The sequence below is a fragment of the Caulobacter sp. CCUG 60055 genome (assembly GCF_022750545.1).
Lineage (GTDB): Bacteria > Pseudomonadota > Alphaproteobacteria > Caulobacterales > Caulobacteraceae > PUIC01.
This window is the reverse complement of record NZ_PUIC01000005.1, coordinates 158,517-178,880: the sequence shown is the minus strand read 5'-3', so window position 1 is coordinate 178,880 and position 20,364 is coordinate 158,517. Positions and strand designations below refer to the sequence as shown.

Below are 20,364 nucleotides of genomic sequence, written 5' to 3'. Positions count from 1 at the left end.
CCGTTCTCGCAAGGCTTTCAGGATCAGCCGGCCTCGCCGCTTAGAGCGGCGAGATCTGCAACGTGACCACGTCGCGGTAGGCGCCGGCCTTCTTGGCCGAGGCGTCGCCGATCGTCACCTGGAACGGCAGGGCCAGATCGACCCCGCCCGAACCGTTGGACGTCAGGTTGCGATAGTCGCTGTTCGGGGCGATCGGGCTGCCGTTCAGCGTGGCGGTGTAGGGGATCGACCAGGGCGAATTGGCCTGGCCGTTCAGCTTCAGCGCCGAGCCCATGTCCGAGGTCATCTTCACCCGGAACGGCGCGGTGGCGCGGGCCATGACGTTGACCGACTTGACCTGGCCGGTGGCCAGGGTCCCGAAATCCATGGTCAGCGACGAGCCGCCGCCCGCGAAGGAAAGCGAGGCGGACTGGATCACGTTGAACAGCACCCGCAGCTCGTGCGAGTCCATCTGGTCCAGCTTGCCGTTCGGGTTGTAGCGCGGCTCGGGCATGTACAGCGACAGGGCCGCCGGCAGGTTGCGCGGCGACACGCCGGCCGGAATGGTGATCTTCAGCTGGTGGTTGGCTTGGCCGTTGGCGCGCAGGCTGCGCGGCTCGCCGTCGCCGATCTCGCACAGGAACGAGCCGCTCAGGTCGCAGGGCCAGCTCGCCGGATAGCGATAGGTGGCCGCGAAGCTGGTGCGGGTGATCGGCCCGCTATGCCCGAACCGGGAGAAGTCCTGGTTGGCGACCGCGGCGTCGTCATAGAGCGTGAAGCCGCAGCCGTTCTGGCGGATCACCGTGACCGTGGTCTCGTTCTGGGAGGCCGCCAGCGGGTCGTAGTTGATCGTCACGCTGGCCGGCGAGGTGGTGGTCAGCGAGCACTGGGCCGCCTGGGCCTGACTGTGCGCCGCGGCCAGGGCCAGGGTCGCGGCGGCGCTCATCAGCATCCATTTCATTATTTTCTCGCCTCCGCGCTCGGCCGGACGGGTTGCGGGATGCGCACCAGCGTTCCGTCGGTGGTGTTGATGTCGATCACATAGATGACCGGCGAACTCGCGCCCATTTCCAGGCGCCAGCGGCCGGGCCGCAAGCCCTGCGCGGCGAAGCGGCCTTGCCTGTTGGTGAAGACCTCGACCGGCGCGTGGCTGGGATCGGCCAGGTCGAAGGCCTTGCCGGCGGTGAGGGCCAGCGGCTGGCCGTCGCTGTCCACCAGCGAACCGATGGCCGTGACCGAATAGGCCGAGCCGACTTCCAGCACATAGGCGCCATGATAGCCGGGCAGCAGGTCGAAGGTGCCCGAGCCCAGGTCGTAGCCCGGCGGCAGGTCCTTGACCCCCACCACCAGGGTGCGGCGCGAATAGGCCGACAGATCGGGCACAAGCGCCGGGCCGAAGGCGCCGGTGTGGGCCGCGTCGCCCTTGGGCTGCTGGTCGACGACGACCGAACGGTCGGCCAGGCTGGCGTGCGGCTTGACGATGGCGAAGGAGTCGTAGATCGGCCGGCCGAGGGCCCAGGTCCCGTCGGCGAAGGCGATCGACCCGGCCAGGCGCAGCGACGAGCGCACGTCGGTGATCTTGCCCGACCCGTCCGTGGCGGCGACCTGCGCCAGCGAGGTCTCGACCCGGTTGAACTGGCGGTAGGCGGTGGCGTTGAAGGCCGTGCCGTCCGGCGCGTTCTGCACGTCGGCCGACAGCGACCATTCGCCGTAGGGGTCGCGCGGGGTGCGTTGCCAGGCCACCGACGTCCGCTTCTCGGCGGAGTCGTAGAAGGCGCGCACGCTCTGGTCGCGGCCGAGGCGGCGGTTCAGCGTGACCAGCACGCCGAAGTCCTCGCCCTGGCCGAAGCCGCGCTCGTCCCAGCGGACTTCGAAGCCGACGCTGGTGTCGAAGCCGACGCGCCGGGCGAGGGCGGCGCGGGCGCGGCCCGCGTCCTTCTGCCCGTCGCGGCCGAAGCTGTAGCCGAGGTCGAAGCTCAGATTGGTGTCGCGGCTGATGTCGCGGGTGTAGTTGGCCGCCAGGTCCAGCGCCGTGCGGTTCTGGCCGGCGTTGGGCGCGGTCGGCGTGCCCGGCGTCAGGTTGATCACCGTCGCCGTGTTCAGGCCGCCGAAGTTGCGGCTGCGCGCCTCGGCGGTGAAGGCGAACGACTGGCGCGCCTCCTCGGGGCCGGGGTTGTTCTGGCGCTGGAACGACATCAGGAACGCCGTGCCGGTGCCGGCCTTGCCTTCCGAGGCCGCGCCCTGGAAGGCGAGGATGCCCAGCCGGTTGGCCCAGACCGCCTCGACGCCGTAGAGCCGGTTGTCCTTGTCCCCTTGCAGGTTGGCGCCCAGGGTCAGGTCGTCGTTGACGCCCCGCCGATAGTAGCCGGTGAACACGCCGCGGCCGGAATAGTCGGGCTCGCCGTTGCGCATCGGGCTCTCGACGCCGACGGCGGCCAGGTATTCGGTCAGGCCGGCCTTGAGCAGGCTCTGGTCGAAGAACTGGTTGTAGGCGAACAGCTCGCGCCGGCCCGTGCGGTCCTGGACGACGAACTGGATGTTGTTCTGGCCGGCGGTGAACGGGAAGTCGCGGACGTCGTAGGTGCCGCTGTCCAGGTCCATGCGCCGGACCATGCGGCCGTTGACATAGACCTCGACCGTGCCCGGCTCGCGCAGGGCGAAGGCGCCCTGGCCGCTGGGACGGATGTTCCGGCCCGGCTGGATCGAGCTGTAGGACTGCAGCAGCGAGATCCCGGCCATCTGCGGCGAGGTCTGGTAGCCGCGGCCGAACGGCGTCATGTCGCCGATGGTCAGGCGCATGGCCGAGGTCGGCCAGTCGCGGACCAGCCGCGTGCCCAGGCGCGAGAACTTCTTGTTCTCGGTGTCGGCGGTGTCGACGAAGGCCTCGTTCTCCAGGGCCCACGAGCCGAAGCGCAGCGCGCTCGACAGGTCGAACGCCGGGTCGGCGAGACCCGTGTTCGGGCCCTTTTCGATGTAGTCGAAGGCGGTGCGCCAGGTCAGCCAGCCCGAAATCTTGGACTGGGGCGAGAACTGGCCGCGATCCTCGCGGTCGAGGCTGGCCAGCTCCAGGGTGCGCCGCTGCTTGTCCTCGATCGGAACCTCGACCGTGATCTCCAGCAGGGCGGGATCGTAGGCGGCCTTGAGGCCGGCGGTCTGCAGGTCGCCGATGGTGATGCGCGCGCGGTTGGCGGCCACGGCCTTGACGCGGTCGAGCATCGAGGGCGAGGCGATCGGAGCCAGAAGCTGCAGGACCCGGTCCAGCGGCATGTCGACCATCTCGCCCTTGACGGTCACCGCGATCGAGACGTCGCCGATATAGAGCGTGCGTTCCTTGAACGGGACGACGATCTCGATGCGCTTGCCGCCGGCGAGGGGCGTCGCCGGCTGGGCGGCGGGCGCGCCGGTAGGCGTCGCCGCGGGCGGGGGCGGGGTCTGGACCAGCGGCGGCGGCGAGGTGACCGTGGGCCGCCCCGGCGGGATCTGGACGACGGTTCCGCTCTGTCCGGAACTGGGGCCTTGGGCCAGCTTGATCGTGTCGCCCGCGCCGCCGGCCGCGTTGGCGGCCGACGACAGACAGAAGGCGAGGACGACGAAGCTCGCGCCGCTACGGGCGTGCTTCATAGCGGACCTCGGCGTTGAGCTTGGCGCCTTCGGCGGGCAGGTCGTAGGGCAGGACGAAACGGCGGGTGGCGTGGGGCTGGACCAGGCCGATGCCGACGGTGCCGGCGATCTCCTCGGGGGCCCAGCTCTTGCTCCAGACGGTCTTGCCGGCGTCGTCGCTCAGTTCGAGCCGCAGCTTGGTCGCGCTCAGATAGGCGTGGACGTCGGAATCGTCGGTGAGGGTGATGGCGGCGCGGCGGGCGCCCTTGTCGTCCTTGACCAGCTCGGTCTTGACCAGCTTCAGGTTGGGCTTGCCGGTCAGCGGACCGACATTGACCACCACCTGGAAATCGTAAAGCAGCTGAATGCCCGAAGAGCCCTGCGGCAGCTGCACCGGCTGCTGGGCCACGGACACCAGGTAGGTCTTGCTCTGCTTGATGTCGGGCTCGCCGACCCATTGCACGCGGAAGACCTGGGTGGCGCCCGGCTTGATGATCGCCTGGGGCGGGAAGATCAGCAACTCGTCGCCGGCGGGCGCGGTCTTGACCTCGCCCTTCTCGTCGACGGTGGCGACCAGCGGGGTCAGCTCGACCGGCAGGTCGTTGGCCAGGGTGTTGACCACCTTGATCTGGCTGGAGCCTTGCGAACCCGCCGGCTTCAGGTCGACCAGGATGGGCGACACGCTCATGCTGAAGGCGGCGGGCGCCGCCATGAAAACAGACGCCGCTAGCGCAGCGGCCAACAGGTTACGCGCTTTCATGACGACGCCCCCCACTCCCCCAAATCAAAAAGTAAAACGCCCTGTCGGGCGGCCGCTTAGAGCGGCGCGCCCAGTTGCAGGGTCAGCACGTCGGTGAACGCGCCGGCGACCAGCGGACGGTTGAACAACGGGTTGTTCAGCGAAACCGCCAGGACGACGCTGCCGCGGTTGGCCCCGTCGACGTCGCCGAAGCCGAACGACTTGGTGTTCGGCAGGCCGAAGGTCTGCAGCGCGATCGGATGCAGGCCCCAGAGGCCGCCGACCGTGTAGTTGACGCTCTGGATGAACGAGCCGCCGACCACCGAGGTCGTGGTGTTCTTCAGGCCGCCGTTCTGGCTCTTCAGGCCAAAGCTGTGCGCGTAGTTGCACGTGGCCTGGACCGTCAGCGTGAAGTCCTGGTTGGGCGTCAGCTGCGCGTTCGCCGGGCTGGCGAAGTTGCTGAACTGCACGGCGCTGGCGTTGGCCGTGGCCGAGACCAGGGTTGCGTCGGCGTTGTTGATCGTCGGCGCCGACATGACGCAGACGGTCGGAGCGACGCCGCTCAGCGCGTTGCTGTTCGGAGCCGGGCTGGACGCGGCCAGGGCCGGAGCCCCGAAGGCCAGCGCGGTGGCGGCGGCGATTAGCAAAGTTTTCATTCTGAACCTCCCGGGCTTGCGCCCGTCTACATGTTGGCGAGGAGCTCGACGGTCAGCCGATCCCGGTAGTCGCCCGCCACCAGCGCCGTGCTTCCCGAGGGAATCGCGATGCTGAGCAGCAGGTCGCCGGAGCTGGGGCCGCTGACGTCGACCGTGGCCGCGGCGCCGGCGGCGCCGGCGGTGGTCAGGGTCGTCTGGGCCCCAGGCCAGCCGGCGACGGCGGTGTAGTCCACGCGACGGGCGAACCCGGGCGTGGCGCCGGCCGGCGGCTGGTCCAGGGTGAGGCCGCCGCGCTCGCTCAGGAGACGGATGGTGTGCGAGCGATTGCACACCCCCTGGATCCCCAGATTGATCGAGGCGGCCCGGGCCTGGGCCGTGTTGGGATCGGCGAACGTCGTCACCGTCACCGTCGAGGAGGCCCCGCCGACGGCGAAGCTGGCGTTGTCGCCCGAACTCTGGGACACGGCGCCGAGGCGGCAGACATTGGGGACGACGCCCCCAAGCGTTTGCTCCTTGATCGCGGAGTCGTCCGCCCAGGCGGGGCAGGCCGCGGCCACGATCAGGCCGGTCGTCAGAGCCAAGCGTTTCACGTCAATCTCCTCGCAACAACGGTCCTGCTTAGAGGGCCGCGCCGATGCCGACCGTCAGGGTGTCGCCGTAGGTGCCGGCGACCACCGGGGTCGAGGACGAGGCGATCGCGACGTTGACGTCGAGGTTGCCTTGGTTGGCGCCGGCCACCGACCAGTTCGCCTTCACGACGCCGGGGGCGACGTAGGAGGTGGTGCTGTTCGAGGTGGCCAGGACGTCGTTGGCGCCGGCCCAGTTGGCGGTGGCGGTGTAGCCGACGCGCTGGATGAAGGTGCCGCTGCCGGCGACCGGGGCGTTGGCGGCGCCCGAGGCGTTCACCAGGCCGCCGTTGGCCGACTTCAGGCCGACGTTATGGGCGTAGTTGCACATGCCGGCGTAACGCAGGGTGACGCTGGTTTGGTTCAGCGAGGCGTCCGTGGCGCTGGCCAGGGCGGTCACCGAAACGGTGGTGCCGGCGAAGGTCGCGTTGGTGGCCGAGCCCGTGGTGTTCGGGTTGCCCAGCGTGCAGACCTGCGGCGCGGTGCCGTTGATGGTGATGTCGTTGCTGGCCGAGGGAGCCGCGAAGGCCGGGCCGGCGAGGAGGGCGGCGCCAGCCGCCAGCAGAACGAGCTTCTTCATAGCACTGTCTCCATTCATAACGCGGGGCGATCCCGCGCTTCCTTACAATTGGCGGGGGGAGATCCCGCCGCCGTTTCAGCCCGGTCTCCCGGGAACTCGGGGCCGGCCGGGACGCGCCCGATCCGGCCCGGACTGCTTCACATCGCCCGGACCGTGACGGTCAGGACGTCGGAATAGGTTCCGGCCAGCAGCGGCGCCGTGGGCGCGGCCCAGCCGATGATCAGGCTCGCCGTGCGATTGATCGCGACGCCGGCGCCGGAATTGGCGAAGGGGCAGGAGGCCCCGTAGCTGGCCGCCAGGCACGGGGCGGCGTTGGCGAGGGTGAGGCTGCCGCTGGGCAGCGCGCCGTCGCCGAACGACCCCTGGTCGGTCTGGAAGCTGGTGGTGACCGAATAGGGCTGGCTGGACGCGAAGGCGCCGCCCACCACCGAAGCCGCGCCCTGGAGCTTGAGGCCGCCGTTGGTCGAAACCAGCGAATAGGCGAAGGGCGCGTTGCAATTGACGTTCAGCGACAGGGCCTGCTGGCCGTTGCGGGTGATGTCGCCGAGCTGCAGCGAGCTGTTCGGCGCGGTCATCGCGCAGTCGGCGGGGATGGTCCCCTGCAGCGTCAGGCTGACGGTGTCGGCGGCCTGCGCCTGCGACGCCAGGACCGCGCTCAGGGCGACGGCCCCGAGGATGCCGTAGCGGACGCTCGAAGGGCGCAACTCAAGCCGGCCGATCATTTTCCCCAACCCCCTGTCTGAGGGGCCTGCGCCGTCCCGAAGGATCATCCGCCTGCCCCGATGGGCCGGGAATAAGCCGGTTAAAGCCGGGTTAAACATCCCCAACTTTGGGGAACAGGAAGTGATTTGATAGTTAATCGGCGAAGTTTTTTTTATTAACAGCGGTCGACTTCGCCTCCTGGGGGAAATCCAGATCGCCACTTGAGTGAATTAACCATCACATCAGTATTGGGCCTAAGCTCATCCGAATTTCCACCTGCCGATCCATGCGTTGGACGCACGGGTAAGTTTCACATGGTGACTTGACCGATTGAGAATAAGCTGTGGCCGGGAATGGATTGTCTTTGGCCTGTAAATTAACCAACTGAAATGGCGCGACGACCTGCTGTCCATCGATCAGCGCCAGGATCGGCGACGGCGCGGGCTGCGCTCGACCTATCGGTCATTGATTTCAAACGGCTGTATGAGCATCGTCCGGGGCTCGTCGCCGTCGCAGGTATGGATATGGCCTTCCGCAAGCTGTTCATCGCCAATCGCGGCGAAATCGCCGTCCGCATCCTCCGCGCCGCCGCGACGCTGGACCTGCCGACCGTGGCGATGTTCGCGGCCGCCGACGCCGACGCCCTGCACGTCCGGCTGGCGGACGAGGCGGTCGCCGTTCCAGGAGACGGCGCGGCGCCCTACCTGGACATGGAGGCCGTGGCCGCCGCCGCCCTGGCCGCCGGCGCGGACGCCGTCCATCCCGGCTATGGCTTCCTCAGCGAGAGCGCGGCCTTCGCCCGGCTGTGCCGGTCGCGGGGGCTGGTCTTCGTCGGGCCCTCGCCCGAGGCCCTGGACCTGCTCGGCGACAAGGCGCGCGCCCGCCGGCTGGCGCGGGAGCTGGGCGTGCCGGTGCTGGCCGGCGGCGAGGCTCCGGCTTCGCTGGACGAGGCCAGGGCCTTCCTGGCCGCCCAGGGGGCGGGCGGGGCGATGATGATCAAGGCGCTGGCCGGCGGCGGCGGCCGGGGCATGCGCGTCGTCGAGCGGATGGACGAGGTCGAGGAGGCCTACGCCCGCTGCCGGTCGGAGGCCAAGGCCGCCTTCGGCCGCGACGAGGTCTATGTCGAGCGGCTGGTGCGGCGCGCGCGCCATGTCGAGGTCCAGACGATCGGCGACGCGACGGGCGCGGTCTCGCACCTGTGGGAGCGCGACTGCACGGTCCAGCGCCGCCGCCAGAAGCTGATCGAGATCGCCCCGGCGCCGGGGCTCGATCCGCGGCTGCGCCAGCGCCTGCTCGAGGCGACGTCGCGCCTGGCCGCCGCCGCCGGCTGCGAGAGCCTCTGCACCTTCGAATACCTGATCGATCTTGACGCGGCGGCTGACGGGGCCTTCGCGTTCATGGAGGCCAATCCGCGCCTGCAGGTCGAGCACGCCGTCACCGAAGCGGTGACCGGGGTGGACCTCGTCGTCGCGCAGTTGCGCGTCGCCCGCGGCGAGACCCTGGCCGAGGTCGGCCTGGCCCAGGCCGACGTTCCGCCGCCGCGCGGCGTGGCGGTGCAGCTGCGGGTCAACATGGAGACCATGACCGCCGAGGGCGAGGCGCGCCCGTCCGGCGGAACCCTGACGGCGTTCGAGCCGCCGACCGGCCCGGGCGTGCGCGTCGACACCTTCGGCTATGGCGGCTATCGCACCAGTCCCGACTTCGATTCCCTGCTGGCCAAGGTGATCGTGCATTCGCCGGCCGACGACCTGTCGCGCGCCCTGGCCCTGGCCGGACGGGCGTTGCGCGAGTTCCGCATCGAAGGGCTGCACACCAACGCGGCCTTCCTCGCCGCCCTGTTGCGACGGCCGGAGCTGGCCGAGGGGCGCGTCGACACCCGCTTCGTCGAGGCCCACGCCGCCGCCCTGGTCGCCGAGGCCGCCGACATGGCGGCGGCCGGCCCGGCGGCGGCCCCGGCCATGGCGTCCGCGTCCGGGCCGTTCGCGCCGGCGGGGGCCGAGCCGGTGCGCGCGCCCCTGTCGGGGCGGGTGGTCTCGCTGGAGGCGGCTCCCGGCTCCGCGGTGCGGGCGGGCGGGCCCGTGGCGGTGCTGGAGGCGATGAAGATGGAGCACGTGGTGGTCGCGCCGCTGTCGGGCCTCGTCCGCGCGGCGGCCGTCTCCGTCGGCGACACGGTCTATGACGGCGATCCGCTGATGTTCGTCGAGCCCGCCGACGTCGAGGCGGCGGCCGAGACGGCGACGGCCGACGCCGATCCCGACCATGTCCGCGACGACCTCGCCGCCGTGCTGGCGCGCCGGCGCGCCGTCCGTGACGAGGGCCGCCCCGAGGCGGTGGCCCGCCGCCGCAAGACCGGCCAGCGCACGGCGCGCGAGAACCTGGGCCAGCTGTTCGACGGCGGCGACTTCCTGGAGTACGGCGAGTTCGCCGTCGCCGCCCAGCGCCGGCGGCGCAGCCGCGAGGAGCTGGAGGCGATCAGCCCGGCCGACGGCCTGATCGCCGGCGTCGGCCAGGTCAACGGCGACCAGTTCGGCGAGGAGGCCGGCCGCTGCGTCGCCATGGCCTACGACTATACGGTGATGGCCGGCACCCAGGGCTATTTCAACCATCACAAGACCGACCGGATGCTGGGCCTGGCCGAGACCTGGCGCGCGCCGGTGGTGATGTTCACCGAGGGCGGCGGCGGCCGTCCCGGCGACGTCGACGCCATCAGCGGCTCGGGCCTGGCCGTGCCCAGCTTCGCCAGCTATGCGCGGCTCAGCGGGCTGGCGCCGGTGGTCGGGATCAATTCCGGCTTCTGCTTCGCCGGCAACGCCGCCTTCCTGGGCTGCTCGGACGTGGTCATCGCCACCCGCAACTCGAACATCGGCATGGGCGGCCCGGCGATGATCGAGGGCGGCGGCCTGGGCGTCTTCAAGCCGACCGAGATCGGCCCGGCGGCCGAACAGGCCGCCAACGGCGTGATCGACCTGCTGGTCGAGGACGAGGTCGAGGCCGTCGACGCCGCCCGCCGCTACCTGTCCTATTTCCAGGGGGCGACGCGCGACTGGACCTGCGCCGACCAGCGGCGCCTGCGCACGCTGATCCCCGAGAACCGCCTGCGGGTCTACGACATCCGCGCCGTCATCGCCGCCCTGGCCGACGCCGGCTCGACGATGGAGCTGCGCCGGGACTACGGGGCCGGGATGGTCACGGCCCTGATCCGCATCGAGGGGCGGCCCTTCGGCCTGATCGCCAACAATCCCGCCCACCTGGGCGGGGCCATCGACGCGCCGGCGGCCGACAAGGCCTCGCGGTTCATGCAGCTGTGCGACGCCTTCGACCTGCCGATCCTGTCGCTGTGCGACACGCCCGGCTTCATGGTCGGCCCCGAGGTCGAGCGCACGGCCCAGGTGCGGCGGGTCAGCCGCATGTTCGTCACCGCCGCCGGCATGACCGTGCCGGTGTTCTTCGTGGTGCTGCGCAAGGCCTACGGCCTCGGGGCCCAGGCCATGGCGGCCGGCAGCCTGCACGAGCCGTTCTTCTCGGTCTCCTGGCCCACCGGCGAGCTGGGGCCGATGGGGCTGGAGGGGGCCGTGCGCCTGGGCTTCCGCCGCGAACTGGAGGCCGAGACCGACCCGGCGGCGCAGAAGGCCCTGTTCGACCGGCTGGTCGCCCAGTCCTACGAGCGCGGCAAGGCGCTGAACGTCGCCTCGCTGCTGGAGCTCGATTCGGTGATCGACCCGCGCGACACCCGCGCCTGGATCGTCCGGGGCCTGCGGGCCACGCCGGCGCCCAGGCCGCGCGCCGGCAAGAAGCGGCCCTCGATCGACACCTGGTGAGCCGCCACTCCCGTCCGCGCCGCGAAGACGCTATCTAGGGCGGTGCGAGACGGAGGCGGCCGACGGCGTCATGCGGGTTCTGCTGGTTGAGGACGACGCCATGCTGGGCGGCGGCATGAAGCGGGCCTTGGAGAAGGCCGGCTACGCCGTCGACTGGGCGCATTCCGGCGACGAGGCCCTGGCCGCGTTCGCGGCCCAGACCTACGCCACGGCCCTGCTCGACCTGTCCCTGCCCGAGATCGGCGGCATCGAGGTGCTGAAGGCCATCCGCGACCGCCGCGACGCCACGCCGGTGATCATCGTCACCGCCAGCGGGCGGGGCGACCAGAAGATCGAGGGCCTGGACGCCGGCGCCGACGACTATCTGGTCAAGCCGTTCGACCTCGACGAGCTCTTGGCCCGCATCCGCGCCCAGATCCGCCGCAGCGAGGGCCGGGTCAGCGACGTGCTGACCGTGCAGGACGTCAGCCTCGACCTCGGCGCGCGGGTGCTGCGCAAGGGCGACAAGGTGGTGGGCGTCACCGCCAAGGAGTTGCGGGTGCTGACCGTGTTGATGCGCCGCGCCGGCCAGTTCGTCAGCAAGGACGAGCTGGAGAACGCCCTCTATGACGACGCCGCCGGCGTCGAGAGCAACACCATCGAGGTGGCCGTCTACGCCCTGCGCAAGAAGCTCGGCGCCTCGGTCATCGTCACCGCCCGCGGCCTCGGCTACATGACGCCGAGATGAGCCCCGAAACGAGCCAATGAAGAATCTTATCCGCCGGTCCTCGCTGATCGGCACGCTGTTTCGTCAGGTCACCGGCCTGCTCGCCGCCATCACCCTGGTGGTCGGGGCCATGGCGTTCTGGACCGCCAAGGACCAGATCAACGACGTCTACGATTCGCAGCTGATCATCGGGGCCAGCGTCCTGCACGCCCTGATGCGCGAGGAGCTGCAGGTGTTCGACACCGAGCGGCGGGCCGGCCGCCGCGTCGAGGTCGACGACACGCCCCTGCTCAGCGCCGACGACCGCGAGGCCTTCGACGCCTACGCCGACTGGCGGATGTTCCGCATCTGGAGCGGCTCGGAGCTGGTGCTGGGTTCGGACACCGGCCCGTCGGTCAAGACCCCGTCCAAGGCCACCGAGGCGTTCCAGACGGTGATCTACGAAGGTCAGGCCTGGCGGGTCTACACCCTGCCGCTGCCGAGCGAGGACGTGGTCATCCAGGTCGGCGAGCGGCTCAGCATCCGCAACGTGCTCATCCAGAAGATCGCCCTGGAGCTGGCGGTGCCGCTGCTGCTGCTGATTCCGGGCAGCCTGGCGCTGATCTGGCTGTCGCTGACCGACGGCCTGCGGGCCCTGCGCAATCTGGTGCGCGAGATCAGCCGGCGGGGCCAGCGCGACCTGACCCCCGTGCCGGTGGACAACTGGCCGACCGACCTGCAGCCGCTGGTGCGCTCGATCAACCTGCTGTTCACCCGCCTGGACCGGGCCTTCCAGCAGGAGCGCCGCTTCGTCGAGCACGCCGCCCACCAGCTGCGCACGCCGCTGGCGGCCCTGCGGCTGCAGGCGCAGCTTATCCTGCGCGAGGACGACCCGGCCGAGCGCGAGGCCCAGGTCGAGCAGCTGCGCGAGGGCGTCGACCGCGCCATCGCCCTGATGGAGCAGCTTCTGACCCTGGCCCGGCTGGACGCCGACGCCGGGGCCGCCGGCGAGGTGGACCTGCGCGCCGAGTGCGCGGCGGCGATCGCCGACTGCGCCCTGGTCGCCGCCTCCCGCGACGTGCGGCTGGCGCTGGAGGGCGCGGCCCCGCCGGTGCGCGGCGACGCCACGGCGATCCGGCTGATCCTGTCCAACCTGCTGGAGAACGCCGTCAACCACGCCCCGCCCGACAGCGAGATCGACATCCGGCTGTCGGAAGGCGAGGGCGTCAGCATCGTCGCGGTCTCGGACCTGGGGCCGGGCGTGCCGGAGGCCGAACGCCAGAAGGTGTTCGAGCGATTCTATCGCGGGCCGGGCGCCCAGGGGCGCGGCGCCGGCCTGGGGCTGGCCATCGTCGGCGAGGCCGCCCGCGTGCTCGGCGCGGTGGTGACGCTGGGCGAGCGCGCCGACGGCCGGCCGGGCCTGGAGGCCAAGGTCAGCCTGCCGCGCGCCGAGGCGGTGGAAAGCCCTGATTGAGCCCAGGTTCCATCAGCTTGGCGTCAGCTTGGGGCGCTACACCGCCATCCTGTCGCGGGAGCTATGGTGTATGCGCGTTTATTGTGATTTCGACGGGACGATCTCCAAGGTCGACACCACAGACCTGGTCCTCACCCGTCTGGCCGCGCCCGAATGGGAGGCGCTGGAGGCCCGCTGGGTGGCGGGCGAGATCACGGCCGCCGAGTGCATGCGCGCGCAGATCGCTCTGATCGGCGGCGACGACGCCGACCTCGACGCGGTGCTCGATTCGGTCGAGCTGACCCCCGGCTTCATCGATTTCGCCGAATGGTGCGAAGCCAACGCCGTGCCGCTGGTCGTGGTCAGCGACGGCGTCGACTACTTCATCCGCCGCATTCTCTCGCGCCACGGCGTCGACGGCCTGGAGGTGATCTCCAACCAGCTGGCGACCGACGCCGCCGGCGCCCGCGCTCTGGCCCAGCCCTGGTCGCGCGTCGGCTGCGCCGCCGGCTCGGGCGTCTGCAAGTGCCAGGTCGCCGTTCCCCGCGCCGAGGCCGAGACCATGGTGTTCATCGGCGACGGCCGTTCGGACTTCTGCGTCTCGGGCCGGGCCGACATGCTGTTCGCCAAGGACAAGCTGGCCGACTACGCCCGCTCGCGCGGCATGTCGCACCACGTCTTCGCCGACTTCAACGACATCAAGGCCACCCTTTCGGCCCTCCATGCCGGCGCCGCGCGCCGCGCCGCGGGCTAAGCTCTCCGGAGACACTAACCTATGTACGATGCTGACAAGACCCCCGTCGAGGCGCTCGACGAGGCGGAACTTCGCCGCCTGGAAGCCGAATACTGCTCCTACGGCGACACGGTCCACTATCTGCCGGACCCCAAGTTCTTCGAGACCTGCGAAGGCTCGTTCATGTACGACGCCGAGGGCCGTGAGTTCCTCGACCTGCAGATGTGGTACTCGGCCGTCAATTTCGGCTACCGCAACAAGCGCCTGAACGACGCCGCCCACCGTCAGCTGGACCGCTTGCCGCAGGTCGCCTCGCAGTACCTGCACCGCGAGAAGGTCGAACTGGCCGCGATGATCGCCCAGGACGCCCAGACCAAGTTCGGCCACAAGGGCCGTGTCCACTTCAACGTCGGCGGCGCCCAGGCGGTCGAGGACTCGCTGAAGATCGTCCGCAACGCCTGCAACGGCAAAAGCCTGATGTTCGCCTTCGAGGGCGGCTATCACGGCCGCACCCTGGGCGCTTCGGCGATCACCTCGTCCTACCGCTATCGCCGCCGCTACGGCCACTTCGGCGAGCGCGCCCAGTTCGTCGAGTTCCCGTACCACTTCCGCGGCCCCAAGGGCATGAGCAAGGAAGAGTACGGCCACCACTGCGTGCAGAAGTTCGCCCGCCTGTTCGAGACCGAATACAACGGCGTCCTCGACACCAAGACCGGCCAGGCCGAATACGCCGCCTTCTATGTCGAGCCGATCCAGGGCACGGGCGGCTACGTGGTGCCGCCGCCGAACTTCTTCATCGAGCTGAAGAAGGTCCTCGACAAGTACGGCATCCTGCTGGTCGTCGACGAAATCCAGATGGGCTTCTACCGGACCGGCAAGCTGTGGTCGATCGAGCACTTCGGCGTGCAGCCGGACGTGTTGGTGTTCGGCAAGGCGCTGACCAACGGCCTCAACCCGCTGTCGGGCCTGTGGGCGCGCGAGGAGCTGATCAACCCGACCGTCTTCCCGCCCGGCTCGACCCACTCGACCTTCAACTCCAACCCGATGGGCACCGCCATCGCGCTCGAAGCCATGAAGATGATGGCCGAGAACGACTACGAGAAGTCGGTGGCCGAGAAGGGCGCCTACTTCCTCGAAGGCCTGAAGGAGCTGCAGAAGCGCTGGCCGCAGATCGGCGACGTCGACGGCCTGGGCCTGGCCCTGCGCGCCGAGATCTGCGAGGCCGACGGCTTCACGCCGAACAAGGCCCTGCTCGACCAGATGGCCGAGGAAGGCATGAAGGCCGACATCGACATCGACGGCAGGAAGTACGGCCTGATCCTCGACGTCGGCGGCTACTACAAGAACGTCATCACGCTGGCGCCGTCGCTGGAGATCAGCAAGGACGAGATCGACCTCGGCCTGAAGCTGATCGACGCCCTGCTGCGGCGCTGCGTCGGCTAAGGCTTGGCGCCATGCGGCCCCTGTTCCTGCATCTGGACGATGCGCTGGCGTCCCAGCCCGCTCTGATCGAGCGCGGGCTGGCCGACGGCGCGCGCCGGCTGGAGGTCGGGGGGATCGGGCCAGCCATGCGGCTGTGGAGCCGGCCCAAGGCGCTGGACGCCCTGCGCGGGCGCCTGCGCGACCAGGCGCCGGCCGCGGGGCCGGAGCTGGTGTTCGCCGGCTCGGGCGACTTCCATCACGTCACGCCGCTGCTGCTCGAGCGCGCCGTCGAGGCGGCCGGCGGCGGCCCGGTGACGGTGCTGCATTTCGACAACCACCCCGACTGGGTGAAGTTCGACAACGGCATGCACTGCGGCTCGTGGGTCGGCCGCGCCGCCCGCCTGCCGGGCGTGGCCCGGGTGGTCACGGTCGGGGTGTGCAGCGGCGACATCGACCGTCCGCGCAGCAAGGGAGCGGACCTGTCCCTGGTCGAGGAGGGCCGGGTCGAGCTCTACGCCTATCGCGAACCGACCGGCGCCGACGCCGTGCGGGTCTGCGGCCGCGAATGGCCGACCATCGAGAGCGTCGGCGAGGCGGCCTTCGCCGACCTGCTGGCCAGCCGGATCGAGACCGAGGCCGTCTATGTCACCATCGACAAGGACGTGCTGCGGGCCGAGGACGCCGTCACCAACTGGGACCAGGGCCGCACCAGCCTGGACTTCCTGTCGGCCATGGTGCGCGGCGCGGCCGCGCGCCACCGCCTGATCGGGGCCGACGTGGTCGGCGACTGGTCGCCCCAGGTCCTGGGCGGCGGCCCGCTGGCGGCCCTGCTCAAGCGCGGCGAGGCCCTGCTCGACCAACCCTGGCGCCGGCCCGACGCGGCCGCCGCGCGGCGGCTGAACGAGGCGGTCAACCTGCGGCTCTACGACCTGTTCGCCGAGGCGGCGGCATGAACGCGCTGCTGCATCCGGCGGTGATCGGCCTGCTGGTGTTCTGCATCCTGGCCGAGATCGCCTACCAGGTGTCCTTCAAGCTGGGCGCCGGCCGGGCCGGCCGCGACGGCGGCCCGCTGGTCGGGGTGGCGGTGCAGCCGTTGGTCTGGCTGGGCATCGTCATCTGGTCGGTCGAGGCGGTGGTCTGGGTGCTGGTGCTGCAACGCGCGCCGCTCAGCCTGGCCTATCCGGTGATGACCCTGAACTACGCCGCCGTGCCGCTGGCCGGGGTGATATTATTGCGTGAGCGGCTGAGCCGCAGCCAGATCGCCGGCGCCGCCCTGGTGGCGGCGGGCGTCGTCTGCATCGGCCTGTCCGGACTTTGAACAAGGCGCGACTGTCATGAGCAAGATCGACTTCCGTCTTCCAAAGAAGAAAAGCGGCCTGTTCGCCTGGTCGAACTGGGACATCGTCTCGGTGCTGGCCGCCTTCGGCCACCTCGCCTTCGTCATCTGGCTGGTCGCCGGCTTCAGCGCCCGGCCATGGTGGGGCAACCTGATCTGCCTGTGCCTCTATTCGATCGGCATCAGCTGGAACATCAACGGCGTCTCGCACAACTTCCTGCACACGCCGTTCTTCCGCTGGAAGCCGCTCAACTACGCCTTCTCGCTGCTGGAATCGGTGGCCATCGGCTTCTCGCAGACCTTCTACACCTGGGTCCACCTGCGCCACCATGAAGGCAACAGCGACCGCCCCGGCCCGGACGGCGAGACCCGCGACTGGCTGTCGATCTACCGGCACGGCAGGGACGGCCAGCCCGAGAACGTCTGGGGCTATGTGTTCAAGAGCTTCTTCCGCGACGGCGGCGGCAGCATCTACAAGGCGCTGAAGGAACGCCGGCCGTTCGACGCCGAGTGGGGCCGGGTCGAGATCGCCGCCGTGGCGCTGTTCTTCATCGCCATGGTGGTGGTGAACTGGAAGGCCGTGCTGTGCATGGTTCCGTTCTATTACTTCGGCGAGTGCCTCTCGAACCTCAACGGCTATTACGAGCACCTCAACGGCGATCCCGACGAGCCGATCGCCTGGGGCGTCTCCACCTATGCGCCGATCTATAACCTGACCTGGTTCAACAACGGCCACCACGCCGAGCACCACTACCGTCCGGCCGTGCACTGGACCCGCCTGCCGGCCATGCGCCGCGCCATCGAGGAAGAACAGCGCGCCAAGGGGGTGCACGTGATCGGCACCCCGCACGCCCTGGGCTTCCTGGCCCGATCGAACCGCAAGGCCGCCGCCGCGGCCAGGAGCCAAGCGTGAGCGACCACAGTTTCCGCGTCGCCGGCAAGACCGGCAAGGGCGCTCTTCTCGTCCACGGCCTGACCGGCGCGCCGGGCGAGATGAAGTACCTGGCGAAGAAGCTGCACAAGCAGGGCTACGCGGTCTATGGGCCGCAGCTGGCCGGTCACGGCGCCGACCAGGAATCGCTGCTGCACACCACCTGGCGCGACTGGCTGGATTCCCTGCGCGAGGCCTACGAATCCTTCAGCCGCGAGGTCGACGAGGTCTATGTCGCCGGCATCTGCGTCGGCGGGGCGCTGGGCCTGGAGCTGGCCGCCGAGCGGCCCGAGATCCGCGCCGCCGCGGTCTATTCGATGACCTTCGAATACGACGGCTGGAACATGCCCCGCATCGCGGTGGCCGCGCCGGTGATCCAGACGGTGGCCAACCTGCCCCTGGTCCGGAACATGAGCTTCGAGGAGCCTTATCCGTTCGGGCTCAAGGACGAGCGCCTGCGCGAGCGGGTCGCCACCGCGCCGCAATCGTTCATCGAGGGCGCGCTCGACCGCATGCCGATGGGCTCGCTCTACCAGATGTACCGCCTGTGCCGGCACGTCGAGCGCATCGGCAAGGACATCCGCACGCCCACCCTGATCCTGCATGCGCGGGAGGACGACATGAGCCACCTGCGCAACGCCTACCGCCTGCGCGACGCCCTGGGCGGCCCGGTCGAGGTCGGCGTGCTGGAGGACTGCTACCACATGATCCACGTCGACAAGGAGCGCGACCTCGTCGCCGACTGGACCGCGCGTTTCTTCGAGCACGCCCGCCCGGCCCCCGCCGCCGCCGCGTCCGGCCGCGCGTCCGAGGCGGCGACCGGCGCGCTCAAGCCGGCCTATGTCTGACGTCCGCACCGTCGCCTCGATCGCCGAGATCGGCCGCGAGCGGTGGGATGCGCTGTTCCCGGGCGAGCTGGAGCGGTTCGACTACCTGCTCGCGACCGAACAGGCGGGCCTGGCCGGCTTTCGCTGGCTGTACCTGATCGCCGAGGACGAGGGACGGCTGCTGGCCGCGGCCCCGGCCTTCCTGACCGAATACGCCCTCGACACCACCCTGACCGGCGCCGGCAAGCGGGCGGCGGCGGCGGTGCGCAAGCTGGCCCCCGGGCTCCTGACCCTGCGCATGGCCTGTTTCGGTTCGCCCTGCACCGAGTCCGCCCAGGTCGGTTTCGCCCCGGACATGACGGCCGACCAGCGGGCCTTCCTGCTGCGCGCCGTCGTCGGCTCCTTCGAGCGGGCGGCCCGGGACGAGCGCTGCGCCCTGCTGGCGGTCAAGGACGTGCCCGAGGCGGCGCGCCCGCTCTGGGAGCAGGCCCTCAAGCCGGCCGGCTATCACGGCGTGGCCGGCCTGCCGGTCGCCCATCTCGACATCGCCTTCGACAGCGTCGAGACCTATCTGGCCGGCCTGTCGTCGGGCACCCGCAAGGACATGCGCCGCAAGCTGCGCGCCCTCGGCGAGATCCGCATCGAGACCCGCCGCGACCTGGACGGGGTGCTGGACCGGGTGGTCGAGCTCTATCGCGCCACGCTGGAGCGCGCCGAGATGACCTTCGAGGAGCTGACCCCGGCCTTCTTCACCGGCGTGCTGGAACGGATGGGCGAAGGTGCGTTCTGCACGCTCTATTACGCCGGCGACGAGCTGCTGGCCGCCAACCTGCTGCTGCAGGACGACGAGGTCCTGCTCGACAAGTTCTTCTGCATGACCGCCCAGGGAAGGGCCTACAACCTCTATTTCCTGAGCTGGTTCACCAATGTCCGCTGGTGCGTCGAGCATGGCCTCGCGCGCTATCAGAGCGGCCAGGCGGCCTACGCCAACAAGCTGCGCCTCGGCAGCCGCCTGACGCGCACCACCATGTACGTCCGCCATCGCAACCCGGTGCTGAACGGCGTCCTGCATTGGGTCGCGCCGCTGTTCGCCGCCGACCCGACCCTGGAGAAGGCCGCGTGACCGCCCAGTCCGTCATCGAGCCCACGCCGCGCCGGCGCTGGGCGATCCGGCTGCTGTGGGTGGCCGTGCCGCTGCTCAGCCTCGGCTACCAGATCGCCGCCAAGCAGACGGCCGAGGCCCTGAGCGGGGTTCCCATGGGCCTGCACTGGCTGGCCGCCGCCCTGGCCCTGCCCTGGGGGCGGGCGCTGATCGGGTTCGAGCTGGCCGCCTTCGCCGCCTGGATGGTGGTGCTGAGCGAGGTCAAGCTGAGCGAGGCCTTCCCCCTGTCGGCGATCAGCTACGTGCTGGTCATCGTCGCCAGCTGGACGCTGTTCCACGAGACGGGCGACGCCCTGCAGGTGCTGGGCGGCGCGGCCATACTGGCCGGCGTCTGGCTGATCGGCCGCAAGGGCGACCCATCGTGAGGCGCGGGGCTTGGCTTGCCCTGGCCGCCCTGGCCTGCGCCGCCCCGGCCTGGGCGCAGGAGGCGGCCGCCCTGGACGAATGGACCGTCGATCTCGGCGTGGTCGGCCGCGCTCGGCCGCTGCACCTCGGCTCGCCGCGCTACCGCGTCGACGCCCTGCCGGTGGTCAACGCCCGGTGGGGCGACGCCGTGGCCCTCAGCCTCGACGACGGCGCCAGGTGGGCGGCTTTCCGGGACGGCCCCTTCAGCGCCGGCCCGGTGGCGGAGTTCCGGCAATCCTTCAACGACGGCCTGCCGCGCGGCGCCTTCCGCATGAACGACGCGGTCGAGATCGGCGGCTTCGCCAAGCTGCGCACGCCGGTCGGCGAGATCGAGACCCGCCTGCGCAAGGCCGAGACCGGCTATGACGGCTGGTCGGGCGACCTGTCGTTCGACACCGGCGGCCAGGTCGCGCCCAAGCTCAAGCTGGGCGGCGAGGTGCGGGTGTCCTGGGCCGACGACCGCTTCTCCCAGGAGTATTTCGGCCTGCGCCGGGCGGTGGCGCGGCGCGAGGACCTGCCCCGGTTCCAGGCCGACGACTATTACAGCGCCGGGGCCGAGCTGGACGCCGCGCGCGAACTGGCCAAGGGCGTGGCCCTGGTCGGGGTGCTGAGCGGGGACCGCATCCTCGGCCGGGAATGGCGCAGCCCGCTGCTGCAGACCCGCAACGTCATGACCGCCTCCGTCGGCTTCGTGCGGCGCTTCTGACCCT

At 70.4% G+C, this 20,364-nt stretch carries 19 protein-coding genes; 12 read left to right on the top strand and 7 right to left on the bottom strand.

What is annotated here, in order from left to right:
* Positions 1-40: 40 nt before the first annotated feature.
* From C5708_RS09705 to C5708_RS09675, 7 genes are all read right to left on the bottom strand, one after another.
* The gene (locus C5708_RS09705; RefSeq protein ID WP_242920449.1) at positions 41-925 is read right to left on the bottom strand and encodes a hypothetical protein; all 885 of its coding nucleotides are present in this window, start codon (positions 923-925) and stop codon (positions 41-43) included.
* Positions 926-939: 14 nt separating this feature from the next.
* Positions 940-3,600: a fimbria/pilus outer membrane usher protein gene (locus C5708_RS09700; protein ID WP_242920447.1), complete on the bottom strand. Its 2,661-nt coding sequence runs from the start codon at positions 3,598-3,600 to the stop codon at positions 940-942.
* Entirely contained in the window at positions 3,584-4,291 is a 708-nt protein-coding gene (locus tag C5708_RS09695; protein WP_242920445.1) for a molecular chaperone, read from the bottom strand. Before C5708_RS09695 ends, C5708_RS09700 begins: the two co-directional genes overlap by 17 nt.
* Before the next feature lie 104 nt (positions 4,292-4,395).
* Positions 4,396-4,974: a hypothetical protein gene (locus C5708_RS09690; RefSeq protein ID WP_242920443.1), complete on the bottom strand. Its 579-nt coding sequence runs from the start codon at positions 4,972-4,974 to the stop codon at positions 4,396-4,398.
* Positions 4,975-5,000: 26 nt separating this feature from the next.
* Positions 5,001-5,564: a hypothetical protein gene (locus C5708_RS09685; protein ID WP_242920441.1), complete on the bottom strand. Its 564-nt coding sequence runs from the start codon at positions 5,562-5,564 to the stop codon at positions 5,001-5,003.
* Positions 5,565-5,592: 28 nt separating this feature from the next.
* Positions 5,593-6,180 carry a hypothetical protein gene (locus C5708_RS09680; RefSeq protein ID WP_242920439.1) on the bottom strand — a complete coding sequence of 196 codons (588 nt, stop codon included), beginning with the start codon at positions 6,178-6,180 and terminating at the stop codon, positions 5,593-5,595.
* Between the two features lie 137 nt (positions 6,181-6,317).
* The gene (locus C5708_RS09675; protein ID WP_242920437.1) at positions 6,318-6,902 is read right to left on the bottom strand and encodes a hypothetical protein; all 585 of its coding nucleotides are present in this window, start codon (positions 6,900-6,902) and stop codon (positions 6,318-6,320) included.
* Between the two features lie 504 nt (positions 6,903-7,406).
* On the opposite strand from C5708_RS09675, the gene C5708_RS09670 reads away from it, so the two are divergent.
* The 12 genes from C5708_RS09670 to C5708_RS09615 all read left to right on the top strand — a co-directional run bounded on the left by C5708_RS09670 (position 7,407) and on the right by C5708_RS09615 (position 20,360).
* Positions 7,407-10,700 carry a carboxyl transferase domain-containing protein gene (locus C5708_RS09670; RefSeq protein ID WP_242920435.1) on the top strand — a complete coding sequence of 1,098 codons (3,294 nt, stop codon included), beginning with the start codon at positions 7,407-7,409 and terminating at the stop codon, positions 10,698-10,700.
* A gap of 70 nt (positions 10,701-10,770) precedes the next feature.
* The gene (locus C5708_RS09665) at positions 10,771-11,427 is read left to right on the top strand and encodes a response regulator transcription factor (protein ID WP_242920433.1); all 657 of its coding nucleotides are present in this window, start codon (positions 10,771-10,773) and stop codon (positions 11,425-11,427) included.
* 16 nt (positions 11,428-11,443) lie between these two features.
* Entirely contained in the window at positions 11,444-12,859 is a 1,416-nt protein-coding gene (locus tag C5708_RS09660) for an ATP-binding protein (RefSeq protein ID WP_242920431.1), read from the top strand.
* 70 nt (positions 12,860-12,929) lie between these two features.
* Positions 12,930-13,592 carry an MtnX-like HAD-IB family phosphatase gene (locus C5708_RS09655; protein ID WP_242920429.1) on the top strand — a complete coding sequence of 221 codons (663 nt, stop codon included), beginning with the start codon at positions 12,930-12,932 and terminating at the stop codon, positions 13,590-13,592.
* 21 nt (positions 13,593-13,613) lie between these two features.
* Positions 13,614-15,014 carry an aminotransferase class III-fold pyridoxal phosphate-dependent enzyme gene (locus C5708_RS09650; RefSeq protein ID WP_242920427.1) on the top strand — a complete coding sequence of 467 codons (1,401 nt, stop codon included), beginning with the start codon at positions 13,614-13,616 and terminating at the stop codon, positions 15,012-15,014.
* Positions 15,015-15,025: 11 nt separating this feature from the next.
* Positions 15,026-15,946 (top strand): arginase family protein, encoded by a 921-nt coding sequence (locus C5708_RS09645; RefSeq protein WP_242920426.1) that lies wholly within the window; start codon positions 15,026-15,028, stop codon positions 15,944-15,946.
* Positions 15,943-16,311 carry a permease gene (locus tag C5708_RS09640; RefSeq protein ID WP_116532745.1) on the top strand — a complete coding sequence of 123 codons (369 nt, stop codon included), beginning with the start codon at positions 15,943-15,945 and terminating at the stop codon, positions 16,309-16,311. Before C5708_RS09645 ends, C5708_RS09640 begins: the two co-directional genes overlap by 4 nt.
* 16 nt (positions 16,312-16,327) lie before the next feature.
* The gene (locus C5708_RS09635) at positions 16,328-17,242 is read left to right on the top strand and encodes a fatty acid desaturase (RefSeq protein WP_242920424.1); all 915 of its coding nucleotides are present in this window, start codon (positions 16,328-16,330) and stop codon (positions 17,240-17,242) included.
* Positions 17,239-18,108 carry an alpha/beta fold hydrolase gene (locus C5708_RS09630; protein WP_242920422.1) on the top strand — a complete coding sequence of 290 codons (870 nt, stop codon included), beginning with the start codon at positions 17,239-17,241 and terminating at the stop codon, positions 18,106-18,108. Before C5708_RS09635 ends, C5708_RS09630 begins: the two co-directional genes overlap by 4 nt.
* A complete protein-coding gene (locus C5708_RS09625) occupies positions 18,101-19,210 on the top strand; it encodes a GNAT family N-acetyltransferase (protein WP_242920420.1) in 1,110 nt (369 codons plus the stop codon). Before C5708_RS09630 ends, C5708_RS09625 begins: the two co-directional genes overlap by 8 nt.
* A complete protein-coding gene (locus tag C5708_RS09620) occupies positions 19,207-19,614 on the top strand; it encodes an EamA family transporter (RefSeq protein ID WP_242920418.1) in 408 nt (135 codons plus the stop codon). The genes C5708_RS09625 and C5708_RS09620 overlap by 4 nt, the downstream gene beginning before the upstream one ends.
* On the top strand, positions 19,611-20,360 hold the full coding sequence (locus C5708_RS09615; protein ID WP_242920416.1) for a MipA/OmpV family protein: 750 nt from the start codon (positions 19,611-19,613) through the stop codon (positions 20,358-20,360). The genes C5708_RS09620 and C5708_RS09615 overlap by 4 nt, the downstream gene beginning before the upstream one ends.
* Positions 20,361-20,364: the final 4 nt, after the last annotated feature.

Coding starts and splice junctions, on each gene's coding strand:
- C5708_RS09680 (WP_242920439.1), bottom strand. CDS start 6,180: ATGAAGAAGCTCGTTCTGCTGGCGGCTGGCGCCGCCCTCCTCGCCGGC.
- C5708_RS09695 (WP_242920445.1), bottom strand. CDS start 4,291: ATGGCGGCGCCCGCCGCCTTCAGCATGAGCGTGTCGCCCATCCTGGTC.
- C5708_RS09650 (WP_242920427.1), top strand. CDS start 13,614: ATGTACGATGCTGACAAGACCCCCGTCGAGGCGCTCGACGAGGCGGAA.
- C5708_RS09645 (WP_242920426.1), top strand. CDS start 15,026: ATGCGGCCCCTGTTCCTGCATCTGGACGATGCGCTGGCGTCCCAGCCC.
- C5708_RS09670 (WP_242920435.1), top strand. CDS start 7,407: ATGGCCTTCCGCAAGCTGTTCATCGCCAATCGCGGCGAAATCGCCGTC.
- C5708_RS09625 (WP_242920420.1), top strand. CDS start 18,101: ATGTCTGACGTCCGCACCGTCGCCTCGATCGCCGAGATCGGCCGCGAG.
- C5708_RS09690 (WP_242920443.1), bottom strand. CDS start 4,974: ATGAAAACTTTGCTAATCGCCGCCGCCACCGCGCTGGCCTTCGGGGCT.
- C5708_RS09700 (WP_242920447.1), bottom strand. CDS start 3,600: ATGAAGCACGCCCGTAGCGGCGCGAGCTTCGTCGTCCTCGCCTTCTGT.
- C5708_RS09655 (WP_242920429.1), top strand. CDS start 12,930: ATGCGCGTTTATTGTGATTTCGACGGGACGATCTCCAAGGTCGACACC.
- C5708_RS09665 (WP_242920433.1), top strand. CDS start 10,771: ATGCGGGTTCTGCTGGTTGAGGACGACGCCATGCTGGGCGGCGGCATG.
- C5708_RS09675 (WP_242920437.1), bottom strand. CDS start 6,902: ATGATCGGCCGGCTTGAGTTGCGCCCTTCGAGCGTCCGCTACGGCATC.
- C5708_RS09640 (WP_116532745.1), top strand. CDS start 15,943: ATGAACGCGCTGCTGCATCCGGCGGTGATCGGCCTGCTGGTGTTCTGC.
- C5708_RS09705 (WP_242920449.1), bottom strand. CDS start 925: ATGAGCGCCGCCGCGACCCTGGCCCTGGCCGCGGCGCACAGTCAGGCC.
- C5708_RS09635 (WP_242920424.1), top strand. CDS start 16,328: ATGAGCAAGATCGACTTCCGTCTTCCAAAGAAGAAAAGCGGCCTGTTC.
- C5708_RS09660 (WP_242920431.1), top strand. CDS start 11,444: ATGAAGAATCTTATCCGCCGGTCCTCGCTGATCGGCACGCTGTTTCGT.